General features: G+C 60.0%; 20 protein-coding genes and 1 pseudogene. 3 read left to right on the top strand and 18 right to left on the bottom strand.

The features are described 5' to 3' along the window. Positions 1-18: 18 nt before the first annotated feature. The 12 genes from BLL52_RS09355 to BLL52_RS09300 all read right to left on the bottom strand — a co-directional run bounded on the left by BLL52_RS09355 (position 19) and on the right by BLL52_RS09300 (position 9,404). A complete protein-coding gene (locus BLL52_RS09355) occupies positions 19-1,035 on the bottom strand; it encodes a MucB/RseB C-terminal domain-containing protein (RefSeq protein WP_241839100.1) in 1,017 nt (338 codons plus the stop codon). Next, positions 1,032-1,655 carry a sigma-E factor negative regulatory protein gene (locus BLL52_RS09350; RefSeq protein WP_075586418.1) on the bottom strand — a complete coding sequence of 208 codons (624 nt, stop codon included), beginning with the start codon at positions 1,653-1,655 and terminating at the stop codon, positions 1,032-1,034. Before BLL52_RS09350 ends, BLL52_RS09355 begins: the two co-directional genes overlap by 4 nt. A gap of 67 nt (positions 1,656-1,722) precedes the next feature. Next, complete coding sequence (gene rpoE, locus BLL52_RS09345; protein ID WP_075586417.1) at positions 1,723-2,364, bottom strand: RNA polymerase sigma factor RpoE; 642 nt, start codon at positions 2,362-2,364, stop codon at positions 1,723-1,725. Beyond that, positions 2,361-2,816: a hypothetical protein gene (locus tag BLL52_RS09340; RefSeq protein ID WP_075586416.1), complete on the bottom strand. Its 456-nt coding sequence runs from the start codon at positions 2,814-2,816 to the stop codon at positions 2,361-2,363. Before BLL52_RS09340 ends, rpoE begins: the two co-directional genes overlap by 4 nt. Positions 2,817-2,861: 45 nt before the next feature. Further along, positions 2,862-4,109, bottom strand: coding sequence for a beta-ketoacyl-ACP synthase II (gene fabF / locus BLL52_RS09335; protein WP_075586415.1), 1,248 nt, complete (start codon positions 4,107-4,109; stop codon positions 2,862-2,864). A gap of 154 nt (positions 4,110-4,263) precedes the next feature. Further along, on the bottom strand, positions 4,264-4,503 hold the full coding sequence (gene acpP / locus BLL52_RS09330) for an acyl carrier protein (RefSeq protein ID WP_075586414.1): 240 nt from the start codon (positions 4,501-4,503) through the stop codon (positions 4,264-4,266). 83 nt (positions 4,504-4,586) lie between these two features. Continuing rightward, complete coding sequence (gene fabG / locus BLL52_RS09325) at positions 4,587-5,336, bottom strand: 3-oxoacyl-ACP reductase FabG (RefSeq protein ID WP_075586413.1); 750 nt, start codon at positions 5,334-5,336, stop codon at positions 4,587-4,589. A gap of 17 nt (positions 5,337-5,353) precedes the next feature. Next, positions 5,354-6,310: an ACP S-malonyltransferase gene (fabD, locus tag BLL52_RS09320; protein WP_075586412.1), complete on the bottom strand. Its 957-nt coding sequence runs from the start codon at positions 6,308-6,310 to the stop codon at positions 5,354-5,356. Positions 6,311-6,382: 72 nt separating this feature from the next. Beyond that, a complete protein-coding gene (locus tag BLL52_RS09315) occupies positions 6,383-7,360 on the bottom strand; it encodes a beta-ketoacyl-ACP synthase III (RefSeq protein ID WP_075586411.1) in 978 nt (325 codons plus the stop codon). A gap of 3 nt (positions 7,361-7,363) precedes the next feature. Beyond that, on the bottom strand, positions 7,364-8,413 hold the full coding sequence (plsX, locus tag BLL52_RS09310) for a phosphate acyltransferase PlsX (RefSeq protein WP_075586410.1): 1,050 nt from the start codon (positions 8,411-8,413) through the stop codon (positions 7,364-7,366). A gap of 141 nt (positions 8,414-8,554) precedes the next feature. Then, complete coding sequence (gene rpmF, locus BLL52_RS09305; protein WP_075586409.1) at positions 8,555-8,737, bottom strand: 50S ribosomal protein L32; 183 nt, start codon at positions 8,735-8,737, stop codon at positions 8,555-8,557. A 127-nt stretch (positions 8,738-8,864) separates the two neighbouring features. Continuing rightward, positions 8,865-9,404 (bottom strand): YceD family protein, encoded by a 540-nt coding sequence (locus BLL52_RS09300; RefSeq protein ID WP_075586408.1) that lies wholly within the window; start codon positions 9,402-9,404, stop codon positions 8,865-8,867. Positions 9,405-9,429: 25 nt separating this feature from the next. On the opposite strand from BLL52_RS09300, the gene BLL52_RS09295 reads away from it, so the two are divergent. Together BLL52_RS09295 and BLL52_RS09290 are read left to right on the top strand one after the other, a co-directional pair. Then, on the top strand, positions 9,430-10,029 hold the full coding sequence (locus BLL52_RS09295; protein WP_075586407.1) for a Maf family protein: 600 nt from the start codon (positions 9,430-9,432) through the stop codon (positions 10,027-10,029). Continuing rightward, complete coding sequence (locus BLL52_RS09290; protein WP_075586406.1) at positions 10,026-10,802, top strand: SAM-dependent methyltransferase; 777 nt, start codon at positions 10,026-10,028, stop codon at positions 10,800-10,802. Before BLL52_RS09295 ends, BLL52_RS09290 begins: the two co-directional genes overlap by 4 nt. Before the next feature lie 14 nt (positions 10,803-10,816). On the opposite strand, the gene BLL52_RS09285 is transcribed toward BLL52_RS09290, so the two are convergent. The 4 genes and pseudogenes from BLL52_RS09285 to BLL52_RS09270 all read right to left on the bottom strand — a co-directional run bounded on the left by BLL52_RS09285 (position 10,817) and on the right by BLL52_RS09270 (position 13,945). Further along, positions 10,817-11,872, bottom strand: coding sequence for a S49 family peptidase (locus BLL52_RS09285; RefSeq protein ID WP_083633879.1), 1,056 nt, complete (start codon positions 11,870-11,872; stop codon positions 10,817-10,819). Beyond that, positions 11,869-12,159 (bottom strand): annotated as a pseudogene (locus BLL52_RS09280) (Rieske (2Fe-2S) protein). Before BLL52_RS09280 ends, BLL52_RS09285 begins: the two are co-directional and overlap by 4 nt. An 83-nt stretch (positions 12,160-12,242) precedes the next feature. Next, a complete protein-coding gene (locus tag BLL52_RS09275) occupies positions 12,243-12,902 on the bottom strand; it encodes an HAD family hydrolase (RefSeq protein WP_075586405.1) in 660 nt (219 codons plus the stop codon). After that, positions 12,899-13,945, bottom strand: a complete 1,047-nt coding sequence (locus tag BLL52_RS09270) for an RluA family pseudouridine synthase (protein WP_075586404.1) — start codon at positions 13,943-13,945, stop codon at positions 12,899-12,901. The genes BLL52_RS09275 and BLL52_RS09270 overlap by 4 nt, the downstream gene beginning before the upstream one ends. A 525-nt stretch (positions 13,946-14,470) precedes the next feature. Between BLL52_RS09270 and BLL52_RS09265 the strand changes: the two genes are divergently transcribed. Then, positions 14,471-17,497 (top strand): Rne/Rng family ribonuclease, encoded by a 3,027-nt coding sequence (locus tag BLL52_RS09265; RefSeq protein WP_075586403.1) that lies wholly within the window; start codon positions 14,471-14,473, stop codon positions 17,495-17,497. A 74-nt stretch (positions 17,498-17,571) separates the two neighbouring features. Here the strand turns inward: BLL52_RS09265 and BLL52_RS09260 are convergent, their stop codons facing one another. Together BLL52_RS09260 and BLL52_RS09255 are read right to left on the bottom strand one after the other, a co-directional pair. After that, positions 17,572-18,633 carry a GGDEF domain-containing protein gene (locus tag BLL52_RS09260; RefSeq protein ID WP_075586402.1) on the bottom strand — a complete coding sequence of 354 codons (1,062 nt, stop codon included), beginning with the start codon at positions 18,631-18,633 and terminating at the stop codon, positions 17,572-17,574. Between the two features lie 85 nt (positions 18,634-18,718). Next, positions 18,719-20,014, bottom strand: coding sequence for a heme biosynthesis protein HemY (locus tag BLL52_RS09255; protein ID WP_075586401.1), 1,296 nt, complete (start codon positions 20,012-20,014; stop codon positions 18,719-18,721). Between the last annotated feature and the right edge of the window lie 2 nt (positions 20,015-20,016).

Genomic DNA, 20,016 nt, shown 5'->3' with positions numbered 1-20,016 from the left:
TAGAGGGCATATGAACGCTTAGCGCTTTCTCTCAAGCGCCTGCACGAAGACCGCCAGGGTTTGCGCTGGCACCTCGCCCACCGCTGTCAACCACCACGCACCGAGCTGACGCATGCGCACACTCGTCGCCCCCATCGACACCAGGTTGTGCGCCAGCAGGTGGCCATGGCGTTGGACATCAAAAGACTCGACAAACAGAGACACTGAGGCTAGGCCGTCTGAATAAACACATTGCACAGGTGCGTTGGCCGCCCCGGCGCCGCCGACGATGCGCTTGTAGCAGCGCACCGGCGTGAAGCCCGGCACAGCGGTATCCAGCACCCAGCCCTCGTCGTTGAGCGTAGTTTTGACCAGCGTGGGGCTGACCACCTGGTAGCCCTGGGGGTTGTCCATCATGGCTTTGAGCTTGGCCATAACCACCGGTGCACCAAGTTGAAGCTCCGAAAAAGCCGCCTGCTCTATTACATTTCCCGCCGGATCAAGGGTTTGCAACTTGACCATCAACCCGGTTTTTCGTTCGGTCCAGATTTGGTAACCAAAGCGCAGCGGGTCGATCGGCAGCAGTTGCACGATGTCGGCGTCCAGCCCGGCCACGCGCGCCTGCCCAACTGTGTGCAGGCGGTAAAAACGGGTCACCGATGCATCGGCCCGGTTCAGCAGATTGGGAAACAGGCCGAGTGCCTCACGGGTTTCATGAATGACCGTGCGGCTATCCGGCAAAAAGGTAACCACCTGGTCGTTGCGCCGAAAGGTGGTGCGCGCCGTGCCGGTGAGCGACTCCACCCGCGCCATCTGCTGCTCGCCATTGCCCACATGCCAGATGCGCGAGGTGGACATGTCGCTGCCTGTGGTCACCACAAAGGTGCCGATGTAGGCGCATGCGCGGGGCGCATCGTGCAGGCGCATCAGCCAGCGCTCAATGCCGGTGGCCGTCGTCTGAGCATTGACCAGCTGGGGCGGTATGGGCTGCGCCGCAGCGCCGCCTTGGGCCAGCCAGCCGAAGACACACAGCAAAAGACCCCAGCCGAAGTTCAACGCTCGCCCTCGCTAAAGGTGGCGTTACGCATAAACCCGGAGGGCATCTGCAAAGCGGTCGCGCCACCCATCTGTCGGTGGGCCGCCAATAAGGCATCAAGCTGCGGATCGCGAATGATCAGCCCTGGGGTGCCATCAGCGACCACCAGAGTTGATGGCGCCGCCAGGGGTGTCGGTGCTGGCGCTTTGGCCAATTGCGCTGCACTGTCACCACTGCGGCCAGCCGAACCTAGCAGCGCCACGCCCTGCCAGGCCAGCACCGCCACCAAAGCGACCGAGGCCAAGCCCACCACACGCTTCCACCACGGATCGTTCGCAGCCACAACCTTTATGCCTTTTTTCCCTTCAGCCCTTATAAGCAAAGCGCTAGCAGCTATAGTTTCAATAGTTTCCTCTGCCAATTTAGAGCGCAGTCGCGCAACAAAGGCTGGGTCATGCGCGCGCATGGTAGCGCCCGAGGAGCGCATCGCGGCGCCTATCAGGTGGTATGTATCCCAGGTATCCTGCGCCTGTGGCGTGCTGGCCAGGTAAGCCACCGTGCGGGCGAACTCGTCCCCCCGGACCTGCCCATCCACCAGGGCAGACACCTGTTCGCTTCTTTCACGCAATGGTTCAGACATGACTTTTTTCGCCTCACTTCACTCTTGTAACGTTCCAACTATTCACACCGTTGCACCTGTCCGTAACTTACCAACGCTTGCCTGTCTGTTTGTCCAGCATGGGCCGTACCTTGGCCGAGATGGCTTCGCGCGCCCTGAAGATACGCGAGCGCACCGTGCCAATCGGGCAGGCCATCAGTTGCGCAATATCCTCATAACTCATCCCCTCCATTTCACGCAGGGTGATCGCTTGCCGCAAATCTTCTGGCAAAGCTGCTAAAGCATCACTGACCGCCTGCCCAATCTCTTTGGCGGCCAGCACCGACTCAGGGGTTTCGTCTGTGCTTGGTTCGTTTCTGGGGCGAAAAGTTTCATCGTCATCGTCTTTTGGGCCCATAGCGCTGTCCGACACCGTGCGGTCGCGCTTCATGTCCAACAGAAACTTCTTCGCCGTATTCACCGCAATGCGGTACAGCCAGGTGTAGAACTGCGCGTCGCCGCGAAACTGGTGCAAGGCCCGGTAGGCGCGGATGAAGGTTTCCTGCGCAATGTCTTCCACGATATCAACGTCGCGCACCATGCGGCCAATCAGTCGCTCGACCCTGCGCTGATATTTGATGACCAACAATTCGAACGCGCGCTGATCACCGGCGACTGTGCGCTCCACCAGCATGGCGTCGCTGTCGGGCTCGCGAGGTGACGCAGCAGTTGGCGGCAAATCGTCCGTCATGGCACGACCTTATCGGCATCCGCGGTGGCTGAGGCCGGGAGACGCGCAAACACTGCACGCCGCAGTGCAAGCCAGCGCACAGGCGCCGTTTGCCGCTCAGGCCAAATCCAGAGCAGGGAATTTTCTGGCGTGCGTAAATGCAACAACAAGACACTCTGACTGTCCAGCACCGCACTTACATTCACCTGCCGGGCTTGCTCGCCGGAGGTCCAGAGCCAGGTTTTCGTGTCCCAGGTGAGCTGGCCAGCAGGCGAGCGCAACCAAGCCCAGATGGCCACGCTGGCGGTCACCAGCCACAGCCCTAGCGCAGCCAGATGCCGCACCCCGGCTTGATCAGACTGCATGATCCACACCGCCAAGCTGCTGGCACCGGCTAACAGCACTGCCGCCAACAGCCCCGCGTGAAAACGCGAACGCCCCACCGGGTAGCTGACCGCTGGGGCGTTGTACATGTGGCAAGAGCCGCTGAGAAACGTGAATCCTGCGATCAGCGGCGATCAAGGCGCCCGCTTGAAAACCAGCGAGCCGTTGGTACCACCAAAGCCAAAGTTGTTTTTGATCGCCACATCAATCTTCATGTCACGGGCTGTGTTGGCGCAGTAGTCCAGGTCGCAGTCGGGATCGGCATTAAAGAGGTTGATAGTGGGCGGACTCTTTTGGTGGTAGAGCGCCAGCACAGTCACCACAGATTCCAACCCGCCAGCACCACCGAGCAGGTGTCCGGTCATGGATTTGGTGGAGCTCACCACGGTTTTGTAAGCGTGGTCACCGAGTGCCGCCTTGATGGCGTTTGACTCGTTGGCATCACCCAGGGGCGTGGAGGTGCCGTGGGCGTTGACGTAGTCAATCTGATCAACATTCACGCCAGCGTTCTTCATGGCGTTAAGTATGGCGCGGCGCGGACCGTCCATGTTGGGTGCGGTCATGTGTCCGGCATCAGCACTCATGCCAAAACCAGCCAGCTCAGCGTAAATTCTGGCGCCACGCGCTTTGGCGTGCTCGTATTCTTCCAGCACCATGACGCCTGCGCCTTCGCCCAGCACAAAACCGTCACGATCACGGTCCCAGGGGCGCGACGCGGTGGCGGGATCGTCGTTGCGGGTGCTCAAGGCGCGCATGGAGGCAAAGCCGCCCACACCCAGCGGCGAGATGGAAGCCTCGGCACCACCCGCCACCACCACATCGGCGTCACCGTATTCGATCATGCGCCCGGCCTGGCCAATGCTGTGCAAGCCGGTGGTGCAGGCAGTCACGATGGCGAGGTTTGGACCCTTGAAGCCAAAGCGGATGGACACATGCCCGGCAATCATGTTGACAATGGTCGAGGGCACAAAAAATGGCGAAATACGCCGCGCGCCACGCTGCATGTACTCGGAGTGCATGTGCTCGATCATCGGCAAACCGCCGATTCCGGAGCCGATCACGCAGCCAATGCGGGTGGCCAGCTCATCATCCAGGGCGTCACCGGTTGGCAAACCAGCGTCGGTAACCGCCTGAGCCGCAGCCGCAATACCAAAGTGGATGAAACTGTCCATGGTGCGCGCCTCTTTGGCGCTCATGTAGGCTTCAACGTCAAAACCCTTCACTTCACCCGCCACCTTGGAACTGAAGGTGGAAGGATCGAATTTGGTGATCAGGCCAATGCCCGACTGGCCAGCCAGCAGGTTGGCCCAGGTCGTGTCAACCGTGTTTCCAACGGGACTGATACAACCTAAACCGGTAACAACGACGCGACGACGGGACATATGAATTTTGCAGTCAGTGGTTCGTCTGTGAAAGGCCTGACGCCTGCTTCAGGCATCAAGCAATGAAACTCGCTGCATTAGGGGCAACAGCAGCGGGTGTGTCGACCCCTAAAAGCGAAGACGGCACCGGGCGGTGCCAATCTGGGTTGGATACTTACGCTTTTTTGTGCGTCATCGCATAGTCCACAGCGTTTTGCACTGTGGTGATCTTTTCAGCATCTTCGTCAGGGATTTCAATGCCAAACTCGTCTTCGAGGGCCATCACCAACTCCACGGTGTCGAGTGAATCGGCACCCAAGTCAGCCACAAACGCTTTTTCGTTGGTGACTTGTGACTCTTCGACGCCGAGTTGCTCGGCAATGATTTTTTTAACGCGTGCTTCAATATCGCTCATGAGTTCCCTCAAAGGGTTGTAAAAAGATCCGTCATTTTAACCGGACGGATATAGCGGCTGGATTACTCCGATTTATACACTGATCAGACCATGAACATGCCACCATTGACATGCAATTCTTGGCCAGTGACGTAAGACGCTTGCGGTGAGGCCAAATACGCGACCGCATGCGCGATATCTGATGGCTTACCCAGGCGGCCCAGCGGAATCTGCCCCAACAAGGCCTTGTGCTGCTCTGGCGCCAAGCCAGCGGTCATGTCGGTCTCGATGAACCCCGGGGCAATGCAATTAACGGTAATGTTGCGTGAACCCAGCTCCCGCGCCAGCGCACGGGTCATGCCCGCCACGCCTGCCTTGGCTGCAGCGTAATTTGCCTGGCCCGGGTTGCCGGACGCGCCCACCACCGAGGTGATGCTGATGATGCGGCCATAACGCTGGCGCGTCATAGTGCGCATCACGGCGCGGCTCATCCTGAAAACGGCCTTGAGATTGGTGTCGAGCACCGCATCCCACTCATCGTCTTTCATGCGCATGGCCAGGTTGTCGCGGGTGATGCCGGCGTTGTTGACCAGAATCTGCAAGCCACCATGCGCTTTCACCATGCTGTCAATCAGCGCATCGACGCCAGCGGCATCGTTGACGTTGAGCGTTTTGCCGCTGCAGCCTTCAAAAGCGGCCAGCGCCTGGCTGATTTTGGCGGCGCCGTCGTCGGTGGTGGCGGTGCCAATCACCTTCAGGCCAAGATGCGCCAGTTGCAGCGCAATCGCTGCGCCAATACCGCGCGAGGCGCCAGTAACCAAGGCGACTTGCCCCGCAAAAGTCTGTTCACTCATAGCTTTAGTCCTATCCATCAGGCTTGCGAAAGAGTTGCTTTGACGTCTGCCAGACTGGCGGCGTCAAACAGCGCCAGGCCTTGCATGTCGGCGGCAATGCGCTTGGTCATCCCTGCCAGCACCTTGCCTGGGCCACATTCCACCAGCGTCGACAAGCCCCGCGCTTGCAGAGCTTGCACACATTCCACCCAGCGCACCGGGCCAAACGCCTGGCGCACCAGCGCATCACGAATACGCGCAGGATCTTGCTCCACCGCCACGTCGATGTTGTTGATCACCGGGATCTGCGGCGCGGCCAACGCGGTCGCGTCGAGCTTGTCCTTGAGTTTGAGCGCGGCAGGCTTCATCAGGCTGGCGTGAAACGGCGCCGACACCGGCAGCAGCAGGGCACGCTTGGCGCCTTTGACCTTAAGTGCCACACAAGCCTGCTCGACCGCGGCTTTGGAGCCTGCGATCACTGTTTGACCCGGGTCATTGAAATTGACCGCTTCCACAACTTCTGCAGCATTTCCTCCGAACGACGCCGTCACCTCTGCGCAGATAGCGATCACTTTGGAAGCTTCCATGCCCAAAATAGCGGCCATCGCGCCAACCCCGACCGGTACTGCCTCCTGCATCGCTTGGGCTCGAAAACGCACCAGCGGCGCCGCCTGGGCCAGCGTCAGCACACCTGAGGCCACCAGCGCCGAATACTCGCCCAGCGAATGCCCGGCCACCGCAGCGGGTGCCACACCCACCTCAGCCATCCAGACACGGTACGCCGCCACACCAGCGACCAACATCACCGGCTGGGTGTTGGTTGTCAGCGCCAAAGCCTCTTTCGGGCCGTTTTTGATCAGCGCGCCCAGATCCTCACTTAGCGCATCAGAGGCCTCGGCCAAGGCTGACGCGACCTGCGGGTGATCACCCCAGGCGTCGAGCATGCCGACCGACTGTGAACCTTGACCCGGAAAAACAAAAGCGAATGGTTTCATAAACGTTGCAGAAAGCGATCCAGAAATATATAAGAAATAAGCCTCTAGCCCTTATTGGATAAGCGCGAGTAGCTACAGTTTCAGAAGTACCGAACCCCAGGTGAAACCACCGCCAACGCCCTCCAGCAGCAGGGTTTGGCCCGGTTTGATCTGGCCGGAGCGCACCGCCGTGTCCAGCGCCAGGGGAATCGACGCTGCCGAGGTGTTGCCGTGCTGGTCGACCGTAACCACCACATTCTCCATCGCCAGCTTCAGCTTGCGCGCAGTGCTTTGCATGATACGGATGTTGGCCTGGTGAGGTACCAGCCAGTCAATATCCGCGGCAGTCTTGCCGGCCTTGGCCAAGACTGCACGCGCGGTTTCGTCCAGCAAGCCCACCGCCAGTTTGAACACGGCCTGGCCGTCCATGCGCAACAAAGGTTCACCCTGAACTTTTCCACCGGCCACATGACCCGGCACATACAAGATGCTGGTGTACTTGCCATCGGCGTGGAGATCCGTGGCCAAAATACCTGGCTCCTCTGAGGCTTCCAGCACCACGGCGCCCGCGCCGTCACCAAACAGCACGCAGGTGGTGCGGTCCTGAAAGTCAAGAAGACGCGAAAAAATCTCTGAGCCAACCACCAGAGCGCGCCGGGCGGACCCGCACTTGATCATCGCGTCCGCCACTGTGAGCGCGTAGATAAAACCGCTACACACCGCCTGCACATCAAAAGCCGCGCCCCCGGCTGCGCCAAGCTTGCCTTGCAGAATGCTGGCGGTCGAGGGAAACACCATGTCTGGCGTGGAGGTGCCGACGATGATCAAATCAATATCTTGCGCGGTAACGCCAGCGGCTTGCATGGCATTCTGGCAAGCCTGCAGTGCCATATCACTGCAAGCCATGCCAGCCGGTGCAAAGTGTCGCGCCCGGATGCCAGTTCGCTCCACAATCCATTCGTCGCTGCTTTGCACGCCTTGCGCCGCCAGCTGGCTGACCAGGTCAGCATTGGTCAATCGATTTGGCGGCAAATAGCTGCCAGTTCCAGTGATGCGTGCGTAAATGTTCATAAATCAGGCTAAAACAGCGGCTTGGCTCAATTGCTTTTGATCTGCCGACACCAGCAAGGGTGCCGCACGGGCGATGCGAACGCGCACCTGTCCCAGCAGGTCATTGCGGGCCGCATCATACGCCCGAGCCAAAGCGAAGCCAAACGCCAGCTCATCGGCCGAGCCGTGGCTCTTGAACACCAGTCCACGCAAACCCAGCAAGGCACCACCGTTGTAGCGCCGGTGGTCCATCCGCTTTTTAAGCGCTGATATGACAGGGTAGGCCAAGAAAGCCGACATCTTGGTGAATATATTGCGCGAAAATTCTCTTTTAAGGAAGTCCACGATCATGCCGGCAAGGCCCTCGCTAGCCTTCAGTGCGACATTGCCGACAAAGCCGTCACACACCACGATGTCTGTCGTGCCCTTGAAAATGTCATTTCCTTCGACATTGCCGTAAAAATTGAGATCACCGGTTTTGGAGGCAATGCGCAACAGCTCACCGGTTTTTTTGATAACTTCGTTGCCTTTGATGGCTTCTTCGCCAATATTGAGTAAACCCACCGTAGGGTTTTCGTTGCCACTCAACACCGACACTAAGGCCGAGCCCATCACCGCAAACTGCACCAGGTGCTCGGCAGTGCAATCCACATTGGCACCCATGTCAAGCACGGTGGTTCCCAAACCTTTGGCGTTGGGTATTTGTCCCGCAATAGCCGGGCGGTCAATGCCGTCCAGGGTTTTGAGAACATAACGCGAGATGGCCATCAGCGCACCAGTGTTGCCGGCAGACACCACCGCTTGCGCCGCACCTTCCTTCACCTGGTTGATAGCCACCCGCATGGACGAGTTTTTCTTGCGGCGCAAGGCCACTTCCAGCGGATCATCCATAGTCACCACTTCGCTGGCCGACACCACAGCGGCACGGGCATGGTTAAAGTTTTTCATGCTCTGCGGCAAGCCCACCATGATCAGTCGGGCCTCTGGATGCTGCTCCAGAAAACGGCAACACGCCGGCAAGGTGATACGCGGGCCGTGGTCGCCCCCCATGCAGTCAACAGCGATAGTGATCATGAATAGCTATAACCAGCGAGCCCGAGGGCAAATCAACAAAAGACAAAACGACACACTTCAAGCCAAAAACTTCAAGCCACAACGGCAAAGGCCCGAGGCTACACGCTAAGGTAGCCCCGGGCCTTGGGTGTTTGAGCTGGATTAGGCTTCAGACTTGGTGTTGAGAACCTTGCGACCACGGTAAAAACCGGTCGGGCTGATGTGGTGACGCAAATGTATTTCACCGGTGGTGGATTCCACGGCGATACCGGGCACCACCAAGGCGTTGTGTGAGCGGTGCATACCGCGCTTGGAAGGCGACTTTTTGTTTTGTTGGACGGCCATGTTCCGCTCCTAGAGGCTGTAAAGCCACCTGCGATCAGGCGACTTGGGGTTATTGAGATACGCACGGGTCTGAAGCGCGAAAGCCTTAAAGTATAGCCGATTGCCAATCGGGCAGTCCAGCCCCTGTTCAGCCAGGTTTTTTGAGATTCGCCAGCACGGCAAACGGGTTGGGTTTTTCGGCAGGCGCGTCAAAGTCTTTATCGGCCGCTGCCATCTTGACTTTGACCGGGCAAACCTCATGGCGCGGCACCAACGGCAAGGCCAGCAGCACCTCGTCTTCAATCAGTGCAGCCAGATCAAAGTCGCGGCTGATCACCAGCAAATCTTCTTCACATTCGTCGTCTTGCTGCGCGGCCAGCGCTTCGCTCTCAACAAAACGGAACTCGCGGGCGACCTGCACTGGCACCTCCACCGGTTCCAGGCAACGCTGGCAAATTTGTGGCACGGTGGTGAGCACGGTTAGCCGCAGCCACGGTGCTGGCTCCCCGGAAGGATCGGGCCGCAGTTCTGTCAACGCCGTCCAGCTAAATGCATTTTCACCGTCTAGCCCTTTAGTTTCCTGCATCAATCGCTCGTAATTTGAGAGCGTCTCAACACCTTCCTGGTGTAGGCTGGCCTGCGCTGCGTGTTTGACGTCAAGGAGAGGGGGGTGCTTGTGTTCCATCATGGCAGCAGTGTAAGAGAATCACGGCATGTCATCTTTACCCCAACGTCCCTTGATCCTGGCCTCCACATCGGTCTATCGCTGCCAACTGCTTGAGCGCTTGCGCCTGCCTTTTAGCGTGATTGCCTCGCAGGTCGATGAAACCCCTCTCGCCGGGGAATCCCCAAAAAACATGGCCCGTCGCCTGGCGCTGGCCAAGGCACAGTCGGTGGCTCAGGCGCACCCGAGCGCTGTGGTGATCGGCTCCGACCAAGTGGCTGATTTGGATGGGCAGGCGCTGGGCAAGCCTGGCAACCATGCGCGCGCAGTGCAGCAGTTGCAGGCCATGCGCGGCAAAACTGTCATTTTTCAGACCGCCGTGGCGGTGGTGTGCCAGGAAACCGGTTTTGAGAAAACCGATCTGGCGCAGGTCAAAGTGACTTTTCGCGCCTTGAGTGACGCGCAAATTGAAGCCTACTTGCTGGCCGAGCAGCCGTACGACTGCGCTGGTAGCGCCAAAAGCGAGGGTCTGGGCATTGCCCTTTTGGAACGCATCGACAACGACGACCCAACCGCGCTGATCGGCCTGCCGCTGATTCGCACCTGCCGGATGATCGAGGCAGCGGGCATCGGGGTGCTGGCAACATGAGCGACCCGACAACACCTCAAAAAGGCAGCTTGTATCTGGTGCCTGCCCCGCTGGACTTTGGCTGCGACGAGACGCCAGACCTGCAACTCACCCTGCCGCTGGGCACCTTGCAAGCGGCCGCCGGGCTTTGCCACTGGGTTTGTGAAAACGCCAAATCCGCCCGCGCTTACCTCAAACGTATTCATGAAGTCACGCCACTGTGCTGCAGCATTCAGGAGATGCAACTGGTGGAGCTGCCACGTGAAGTGCACAAAAAAGGCGACCACTCGGGCAACTTTGACGCCCGTCACCTGCTGCAACCGGCACTGAACGGGCACCATCTGGGCCTGATCAGCGAGGCCGGCATGCCTGCCATCGCTGACCCGGGGTCATCGGTGGTGCGTGCGGCGCATGATCTGGGCATCACGGTGGTGCCACTGGTCGGGCCGGTATCGCTGCTGCTGACCCTTGCGGCCAGCGGGCTCAATGGTCAGAACTTTGCTTTTGTCGGTTACCTGCCGCAAGACCCAATCGCGCGTGGCGGGCGCATACGTGAATTGGAAACTCTGGCGTTGCGCACTGGGCAGACCCAGTTGTTCATTGAAACCCCTTACCGCAATCTCGCCATGCTGCAGGCTTTGCTACAACACCTGCAGCACAATACCCGCCTGGCGATTGGGTCGGGGCTCACTTTGGATCGCGCTCAACTGGTGAGTGACAGCGTGAAAAACTGGAAGAAGAAAGCCTGCCCGCTAAACAATGCCACGCCCGCGGTGTTTGCCATGGGGCACTGATAAGCTTTTTGGAATCAGCGCAACGCTGCTGACGACTTCGCGCCTTGCACCGCAGCCTCGCCCATAGCCGCACCAAAACGCTTGGCCAAGCGCTCAGCCACGTTGTCGCGGCGGGTGTAGTCGATGATTTCCTCGGCTTTCACCACCTCGCGCGCCACATAGTCAACACTGCCCAGTTCGTCTGCCAGCCCCATTTCAACCGCTTGCTGGCCGCTCCAGAACAGCCCGCTAAAGGTTTCTGGTGTTTCTTTTAGGCGGTTACCACGGCCCTCTTTCACCACATCGATGAATTGCTGGTGGATCTGGTCCAGCAAGGACTGGGCGTATTGGCGCTGGGTCTCGGTCTGCGGGCTGAAGGGGTCCAGAAAACCCTTGTTAACGCCAGCGGTCATCAACCTGCGCTCCACGCCCAGCTTTTCCATCAGGCCGGTAAAGCCAAATCCGTCCATCAACACGCCGATGCTGCCCACAATGCTGGCTTTGTCGACATAAATCTTGTCCGCCGCGACGGCAATGTAATAAGCGGCTGAAGCACAAGACTCCTCCACCACCGCATACACCGGCTTGTTGTGCAGCGCTTTGAGTCGAAGGATCTCGTCATTAATGATGCCCGCCTGCACCGGACTGCCGCCGGGAGAATTGATCAGCAATACCACCGCCTGGGCACCAGCATCTTCAAATGCCGTGCGTACGCTCGACAAAATCAGCTCGGCACTGGCTTCGGCGCCCGAACCAATTTCACCCTTGATCTCAATCACGGCGGTGTGCGGTGTGGTGACATTCTTGTTGATGTTGCTTTCCTGAAAAACAATCCAGACCAACCCCGCCAGAAACACCAGCCAAGCCAGGCGCACAAAGATGCGCCAGCGCCGCGCCGAGCGTTGCTCATTCAGGGCTGCAAAGGCCAGCTTTTCCAGAGTGGCGCGCTCCCAACCCGCACCACCAGGTGTCTGGTTTGATATGCTTTCAGTAGCTGCTGGCGCTTGGTTTACGGGGGTTTGAGGCTTATTTGGCATATTTTCTGGTGGCATGGTCGGGTCGCGGGATGCCGCGTCTTTTGGGTCAGTCATACGGTCTGGACGGGTTGAAGTTTGTCGGAAGTATGCCAGTGCACTTGGCCATCGGTCTCGCTGACCTCAATCTTGACCAAGCCACCTTGACATGGCCCCATGCGGCACTGGCCAGTCTCGGGTGCGTAATGTGCGCCGTGGGTGGCGCACATCAGCCAGTGGCCGGTGAGGTCAAAAAATTAGTTGGGTTGGAAGTCCATTTCCATCGCCACGTGCGTGCAGCGGTTCAGATAGGCGTAAACCTTGCCAGCGCAGCGCCACCGTTCTGCAAGACGGTGGCATCGCACAACAACAGGGCTTGAGGCAACGCGTTATTGGCAGGCTTTATCAGGAGCAACAGGCAAAAATACCGGGCGTTTGTGAGGAGCAGCTAGCCCTGCTCCAGCAACCAATCATGCAGTTGGCGCACGCTGTGCGCAATGTACAGGGGCGACAGCGCCTCAAACGCCTGGTGGTCGTGCGCGCCATAACTCACCGCCACGCTGGCGCAACCGGCGCTCAAAGCCATCTGCAGGTCGTGGGTGGTGTCGCCGACCATCAGGCTGCGCTCTGCCGGCACATCAAACTCGGCCATCAACTCACGCAGCATCAGCGGGTCGGGCTTGCCAGCAGTCTGGTCGGCCGTGCGCGAGGCGTCAAACACCCCCGCCAGCGCTGAGGTCGCCAGCGCCTCGTCCAGCCCCCGGCGGCTTTTACCGGTGGCCACGGTCAGCAGATGCCCCCGCCCTTTTAAATCAGCCAGCAGCGGCAACACGCCTTCAAACAGGTTGATTTCGTGCTGAATGGCAAAGTAGTGGTGGCGGTAGCGGTCACCCAGACGCGGGTACAAGGCTTGCGGCACATCAGGCGCGGCATGCGCCAGCGCCTGCATCAGGCCCATGCCAATCACATACGAGGCAGCTTCCAAGGTCGGCTCCTTGCCGCCCACGTCGCGCACCGCAGCCTGAATGCAGCGGGCGATGATGGCCGTGGAATCAAACAGGGTGCCATCCCAGTCAAAGGCGATCAAATCAAAACGGCGTGGGGTCATGGCATCTCAGGGGGTTGAGGTGGGGGCAAAGCGGTGCTGGCAAACTGGGCCAACTCGGGGGGTAAGTCTGCCAGCAATTCAAGGCGCTCGCCACTGGCAGGGTGATTGAGTTGCAGCCGCCAAGCATGCAGAAACATGCGCTTCAGGCCTGGCGCTGCGCTGGCATGGGCCAATGACTTGTTCAATTCAAAATCACCATATTTGTCATCCCCCAGAATCGGGTAACCCTCGCTGGCCAGATGCACCCTGATTTGGTGCGTGCGCCCGGTTTTGATGGTGACTTCCAGCAGCGAATAATCTTTGGATGCGGCCAGTACCTTGACCAGGGTGACCGAGGGCATGCCGTTCGGGTCATCTCGCGCGACCACTTTGACGCGGCGTTCGCCCGCCTGGGCACCGTTGCCGTCCAGTAAATATTTGTGCAACGGCTTGTCCAGCACCTTGAGCTTGGCTGGCCAGTGACCGCGCACCATCGCCAGATAGGTCTTGCCGGTTTGCCGCTCGCGAAACTGGTCTTGCAGATTTTTCAGCGCACTGCGTTTTTTGGCCACCAGCAAAATACCGCTGGTTTCGCGGTCCAGCCGGTGCACCAGTTCCAAAAATTTGGCCTGGGGACGTGCCATGCGCAATTGCTCGATGACGCCAAAACTTACTCCGGAGCCGCCATGCACCGCCACCCCGGCTGGCTTGTTGATGGCGATGAAATAGTCGTCTTCCAGCAGCACTGGAAAGTCGCGGGCGGGTGCGCCACGCGCCACCTGCTCGGCCATGGCCTGCTCTTTTTCCGCGACCCGCTCAGAAATACGCACCGGCGGCACGCGCACCATATCGCCGGTTTGCAAACGGGTATCAACACCCACCCGACCCTTGTTGACCCGCACCTCACCGCTGCGAATCAGCCGGTACACATGGGTCTTGGGCACGCCCTTGAGGTGCCGCATCAAAAAATTGTCGACACGCTGGCCAGCACTGTCCTCGTCAATAGAAAGGGTTTCGACCTTGGGGGCGGGTGGAGCAGGTTTGCCCCCTATAATGACTTTCACTGGCGATGTGCTGTAAGTGGTTGATTTTACAGAAAGTTAATTCGTTGGTTGGGTGAAGTTTAGTTCACGCACCAGCTGCCACGCCAGAAAAGTCGGTACCGCCTGACACCTGATCTGCAAACGGTTGACCTCTTGTCACCCGTGGCGGCGCAGATGAAGGGTTTGAACGACGCCTTGAAATCAAGATACGGAATAACCAAAACTTGCAGTCCTGGACTGTGAGCGGAATGAAGTGATATGTTTGTGTTGATGTCCCTGATGTGTCTTTGCCTGCAGCGCGTATGCGTGCTGTTTGTTGGCGCGCGTCAGGCACTAGTGCCCGTCAAACCGGCGCAAATAGCTACTAGATCAGTAGCAGCAGTATCCACCACAGACCCAGTGACTCCCCTCCACGCGCCACCGTGCCAATTCACTGTGTGAGTTGGCGTTAAACGGCAGTTTCCTGCGTATTTCAAAGCGTCAGTTTAGGTATCAGTAGCTCGTCATGAGCTTGTTTGTGATATTTGAATTGAAGGAACGCTCCCCATGAAACGGATGCTGATCAACGCCACCCAAGCCGAAGAACGCCGCCTGGCGGTGGTGGACGGGCAAAAACTGCTCGACTACGAAATCGAAATCGAAGGGCGCGAACAGCGCAAGGGCAACATCTACAAGGCCGTCGTGACCCGTGTCGAGCCCTCTTTGGAAGCTTGTTTCGTTGACTATGGCGAAGAGCGCCACGGTTTTTTACCGTTCAAGGAAATCTCCAAAACCTACTTTCAGGCAGGCGTGTCCGTTAGTCAGGCCCGCATCCAAGACGTGATTCGTGAAGGCCAAGAACTGGTCATCCAGGTTGAGAAAGAAGAGCGCGGCAACAAGGGTGCAGCGCTCACCACCTTTGTGTCACTGGCTGGCCGCTATGTGGTGCTGATGCCCAACAACCCGCGCGGCGGTGGCGTTAGTCGTCGCATTGAGGGTGAAGACCGGGCCGAGCTCAAAGAGAACATGGACCAGTTGGAATACCCCAACGGCATGAGCATCATTGCGCGCACCGCGGGCATTGGTCGCAGCGCGCCCGAGTTGCAGTGGGACTTGAACTACCTGCTGAAACTCTGGACCGCCATTGACGGCGCCGCCAAGGGTGGCAAGGGAGCCTTCCTGATCTATCAGGAGTCCAGCCTGGTGATCCGCGCCATCCGCGACTACTTCAACAACGACATTGGCGACATCCTTATCGACACCGACGACGTGTTTGATCAGGCGCAGCAGTTCATGGCGCATGTGATGCCAGAGCACGCTGCCCGCGTCAAGCGCTACCGTGACGACGCGCCGCTGTTCAGCCGCTTCCAGATCGAGCACCAGATCGAAACCGCTTACGCCCGCACCGTGACGCTGCCGTCCGGTGGCGCGATCGTGATCGACCACACTGAAGCGCTGGTGTCGGTTGACGTGAACTCAGCACGCGCCATCAAGGGCGGCGACATCGAAGAAACCGCCACCCGCACCAACCTGGAAGCCGCTGACGAAGTGGCACGCCAGGCGCGACTGCGCGACTTGGGCGGCTTGATCGTGATCGACTTCATCGACATGGAGGAAAGCAAGAACCGCCGCGAGGTGGAAAACCGCCTGCGCGACGCGCTGCGCCAAGACCGCGCCCGCGTGCAGTTTGCCTCCATCAGCAAGTTTGGCCTGATGGAGATGAGTCGTCAGCGCCTGCGTCCGGCATTGAGCGAAGGCGCGTCTATTCCCTGCCCGCGCTGCGGTGGTTCGGGCCACATCCGTGACACCGAATCCAGCGCGCTGCAAATTCTGCGCGTAATCCAGGAAGAGTCTTTGAAGGACAACACCGCCTCGGTGTTTTGTCAGGTGCCAGTCGAAGTGGCGTCGTTCCTGCTCAACGAGAAGCGCACTGAAATCGCCAAGATCGAGCTCAAGCAGCGCATCAATGTGCTGATGGTGCCCAACAAGTCGATGGAAACGCCCAATTACAAGTTGGAGCGCCTGAAACACGACGACCCGCGCTTGGACGGCATCACCGCCAGCTACACCATGGCTGAAGAGGTGGAAGACGTCACCGCCGTCACGCGCCGTGCCCAGGAGCCCACCAACCGGCAGACCCCCGTGCTCAAAGGCGTGCTCCCAGACGCTCCGGCACCGATCGCGCCTCCCAAGCCAGCTCCAGTGGCCTACGCGCCGCAGCCCGCCCCAGTGCCGCAGCCGCCTAGGGCCCCAGTCGCCGCGCCAGCGGTGATTGAACAAGGCTTTTTTGGCTGGCTAAAAAACCTGTTTGCCCCAGCGCCGGTCGCTGCACCGATGACCAAAGCGCCGACACCGCCCGTCACAGCACCCCCCGAGCCACGCGCTGCCCAGCCGGGTGGCCGTTCTACACAAGGCCGCGACGGCAGCCGCCGCAATGAGCCACGCGGCGACCGCCCCGAAGGCAGCCGAGCCCCACGCACTGACGCTCGCAATGGCCGCACGGATGGCCGCCCCGAAGGACGTGCTGACGGTCGACAAGATTCCCGCACAAACCGCGGTGACCGTGGCACCCGCCCGGAGCGTGGTGAACGCACAGATCGGAGCGAACGCACTGACCGCGGCCCACGCGAGCGCGCCGACAACCAAGCCAACGCTGTCGCGCACGAGGCAGTGCGGTCGGAGGGCGACCTGCAGGTCAACACCAACGGGATTGAGGCCAATCGCAACGAGCCACGCCCGGATCGCGGCGGCCGTGCCCCACGCGGCGAGCGCCGCCCGCCTCGCGGTCCGCGCAGTGACGCGCAAGGCCGCCCACAAGACAAGCTCGAACCGGCGCTAGATCCCAGCACTGCCATTACCCAGCCCGCACCGCTGGACGTTCCGTCGAATGTGCCAGCGGATGAGCATGCTGAGCGTGACGAATCGGCCCCACGTGAAAAGCGTTCGCGTGACCGGTATCCCCGCGATCGCAAACCGCGCGGCGAGCGTACCGATAGGCCAGCCACTGAAGCAGAGGCCACTGATGACGCTCAGGCAACCCTGCCACTGAGTGCTGCGCCTGACACCGTGGAAGATGCCGCGCCCCGCAAGTCGTACTTCAGCACCCCTGCAGCAAGCCTGCCCGCAGCGGCGGCTGCCCTGCCGCAAGCCCCCGAGACGGTGCCAGCGCAACCCGCTGCCCAAGCGCCAACTGCCATGCCAACAGCAGCGGCAATGGCGCCAGCGGTGGGGGCCGAAGTGGTGTTAGCGCTGCCCTTTGCAGCACCCGTCCTTCTGACAGCAGCAGCTGACCCGCTGCCCAAAGCCCAGCCATCCGCTGTCGTGGCTGGCGGCATGCCAAAGGTGGCGGCCTACCACTTGCCTTTGGAAGACCTGGCCCAGCTTGCGCAAAGCAGCGGTTTGACTTGGGTGTTGTCCGACGCCGACAAGGTAGCGGCTGTGCAAGCCGCCATTGCTGCCCAGCCTGAGCCGGTGCGTGTACTGCGCCAGCGCCCAGAGACAGTCACGATCGATGATCGCCCTCTGGTGCTGGTTGAAACGCGCCTCGACCTGCGCAACGTGACTTTGCCGTTCGAGAAGTCAGAAACGCTCTAAGCCCTCATTCTGTAAAGGTTGGCAGCTATCAAAAAAGGGCACTTTAAGTGCCCTTTTTTTCATCTGAATAGACGTTACCCCGCTACGGCTTCATCGCTGGGAGTGGCGACTGGCCCAAAAAAACCACGGCGCACCAAGCCGAGATGACTGCAAGCCTTGTTGCCGCCGCCCCGGCGGGCGAAGTCGACCGCGCGCTCAGTGTTTTCTAGCGCACTGGCCGGGGAGTCATCTGCCCTGACCGTAGTGAAGCCCGAGCTGACCGTGACCCGCCCCACTTGCGGGAATTGGGTCGCCTTTACATTGGCGCGAAAACGCTCAAAAGCCGCCAGGACCAGTGCCTCGTCAGGGCAATGCATCAGCACACCAAACTTTGCTGCTCCGAAGTGGTACAGCCGGTCATAGGTTCTGAAGGTGCTGCTCATGATGCGGGCGACCCGCTGCAAGACCTCCTGCGATGCGGCTGCAGCGTGGTTGGCAGCGATCAGGTCAAAGTTGTCGACAGATGATGACCCCAGCCAATAATTGGCGGGCACGCGGTGTCGGCGCTCCTGCTCGGCGGCGCCCCCCATGTTGGGCCAAATTCCTTCCTGGTCTTCAAGCACGGCACTGTAAAACGCATCGTCCAGTGCTTTGCGGTTGAGCAGGCCAGTCAGCGAGTCGCGGTCGCTGTATTCCAGCAGCGCGTACATGTTGCGGTAAATCTGCCGCAGGGCATCCACCAAGGCCAGGCTGCCGGGGCTCAGAGCGGCTTCCGAATGCAGCTCAAGCACGCCGCAGTCTTCTAACCGGGAATCTGAAAACAGCGGCAGCATCGTGATTCGCGGCCCGTCTGACCCAGCCCAGGCAACTTCGACCAAACTGCGGCTTTGCAGGCACTTGAAGCGGTCGTAGGCGTCTTCGAGTTTGACCAGCGATTGAAATTCCACCCGCTGCGGGTCAATCACCCGCCCGCCGCCCTTGATATCGAGGCGAGCCACTTCCAGCCAACGGCTTACACCCTCTTCGCGCATGACGCGCGCAATCACGAGGCGCTCCAGAGGCAGCAGGTCGATCAGCGCTTTAGAGAACGTTAGCTCTAGCAAGTCACGGTCGCGGTGATTGGTCAGTTTGACAATGTGTTCGATGAATGTGTTCATCGCTAAATCATAGACGCCAAAGGCTGCCAAGTCACGCCAACCCCACCCGAACGGGCGCGCGCCATGCAGCAGCGTGGCCCGAGACCTAAACGCGGCGTCGCAAAGACACCTGTGCAGCGTTTTTCCAGGCGGCCATCGCCTGTGTCTCATCCCCTTGTTGCTGAGCCAACTCCGCCAGCACCTGCCAAGCGCGGGTGATCAGGCTGCTGTCTTCCAGCCGCGGCAACGCCTGGCGGATCAACTGCTGCGCCTTGCCCCAAAGCTGCAGGTGCAAACACGCCACCCCGGCCAGGTATTGCAGCGCCGCGTCTCCTGGGGTGGCCTCCTGGGCTTTTTCAATGCGCGAAAGCCAAGCCGTGTCCGAACCGGTACCGGCCACAGAAAAACCGTTTTCCATAACCCGGATCAAGACAATTTTCTGATCCTGTGTCAAACCCTGCGCCGGATTTTGCAAGCGCTCCCACACGGGCAGCAGCCACTCAAACGCCAGCCGCACATCACCGCCTAGGCGCAGCAGGCGCCCGGCGGCAGCGGTTGCCACCTCGGGCACAATTTTCTCGCTGGCCTCAAGCTTTGCCCAGGCAGCGGTCAGTTGCTCAGGCTCGCGGGCGTTTTGCAGGTATTCCAGCGCCAGGGCTCGCACCAGGCTGCGCGCCGCCGACTCTGAAAACGCCTTGTGTTTAACCAGCAGACGCGCTGTCTCCAGCGCCAGATCGTTTTGGCCCGCCAGCCGCGCCACCTTCAGTCGCATGCGCAGCGCAACCGTGCGCCGTGCCACGCCTGAAGGCAACTGCGCCAGCCAGCCCAGCGCAGCGCTTGCATCGCGGTCTTCCAGCGACCAGCGCAGCGCGCGCAGTTGCACGCCTTCGCGGGTGCTGCTGGCGTCGGCACTGGCGGATTGCGCCACGGCCTCCTGGAAATGGACTTCGCGCGCCACCTTGTCTTGCAGTGCCTGTGCACTTTCAGCCGCCAGCAAATGCGCCAGCACCCGAAGGCGCGCCGCATCCGGCCAGACTTCACCGCTGCGTTGCATGGCTGATTCACGCGCCAACACCAGCTCTGCCGCCTTTCGAGCGCGAATAAACCGCCCCGCCACCAAATGCGACAGTGCGTCCAGCAGCGCTGAATGCATCTGCCGCTCCTGGTAGCGCAAGCGCCACGAGCGCGCTTGCGCCGGCATGGCAAACAGCGCCAAGACACCTTTCAGCGCCACATATACCAGGCCAAACGCCACGATCAGCACCAAAACCACCAGATTGAGCGAGAAATCAACCCGGTAGGGTGGCCAGAACACAGTCACGGTACCTGGATTGGTGCTGGCAAACAGCGCCAGCGCTACCGCCACCCCAAACAGCCCGAGAAACCACAAGGTGAGTCGCATGC

The sequence above is a fragment of the Rhodoferax antarcticus ANT.BR genome (genome assembly GCF_001938565.1).
GTDB classification, from domain to species: Bacteria; Pseudomonadota; Gammaproteobacteria; order Burkholderiales; family Burkholderiaceae_C; genus Rhodoferax; species Rhodoferax antarcticus.
The sequence above is the reverse complement of the archived record's forward strand: the minus strand, read 5'-3'. Positions and strand labels throughout refer to the sequence as shown.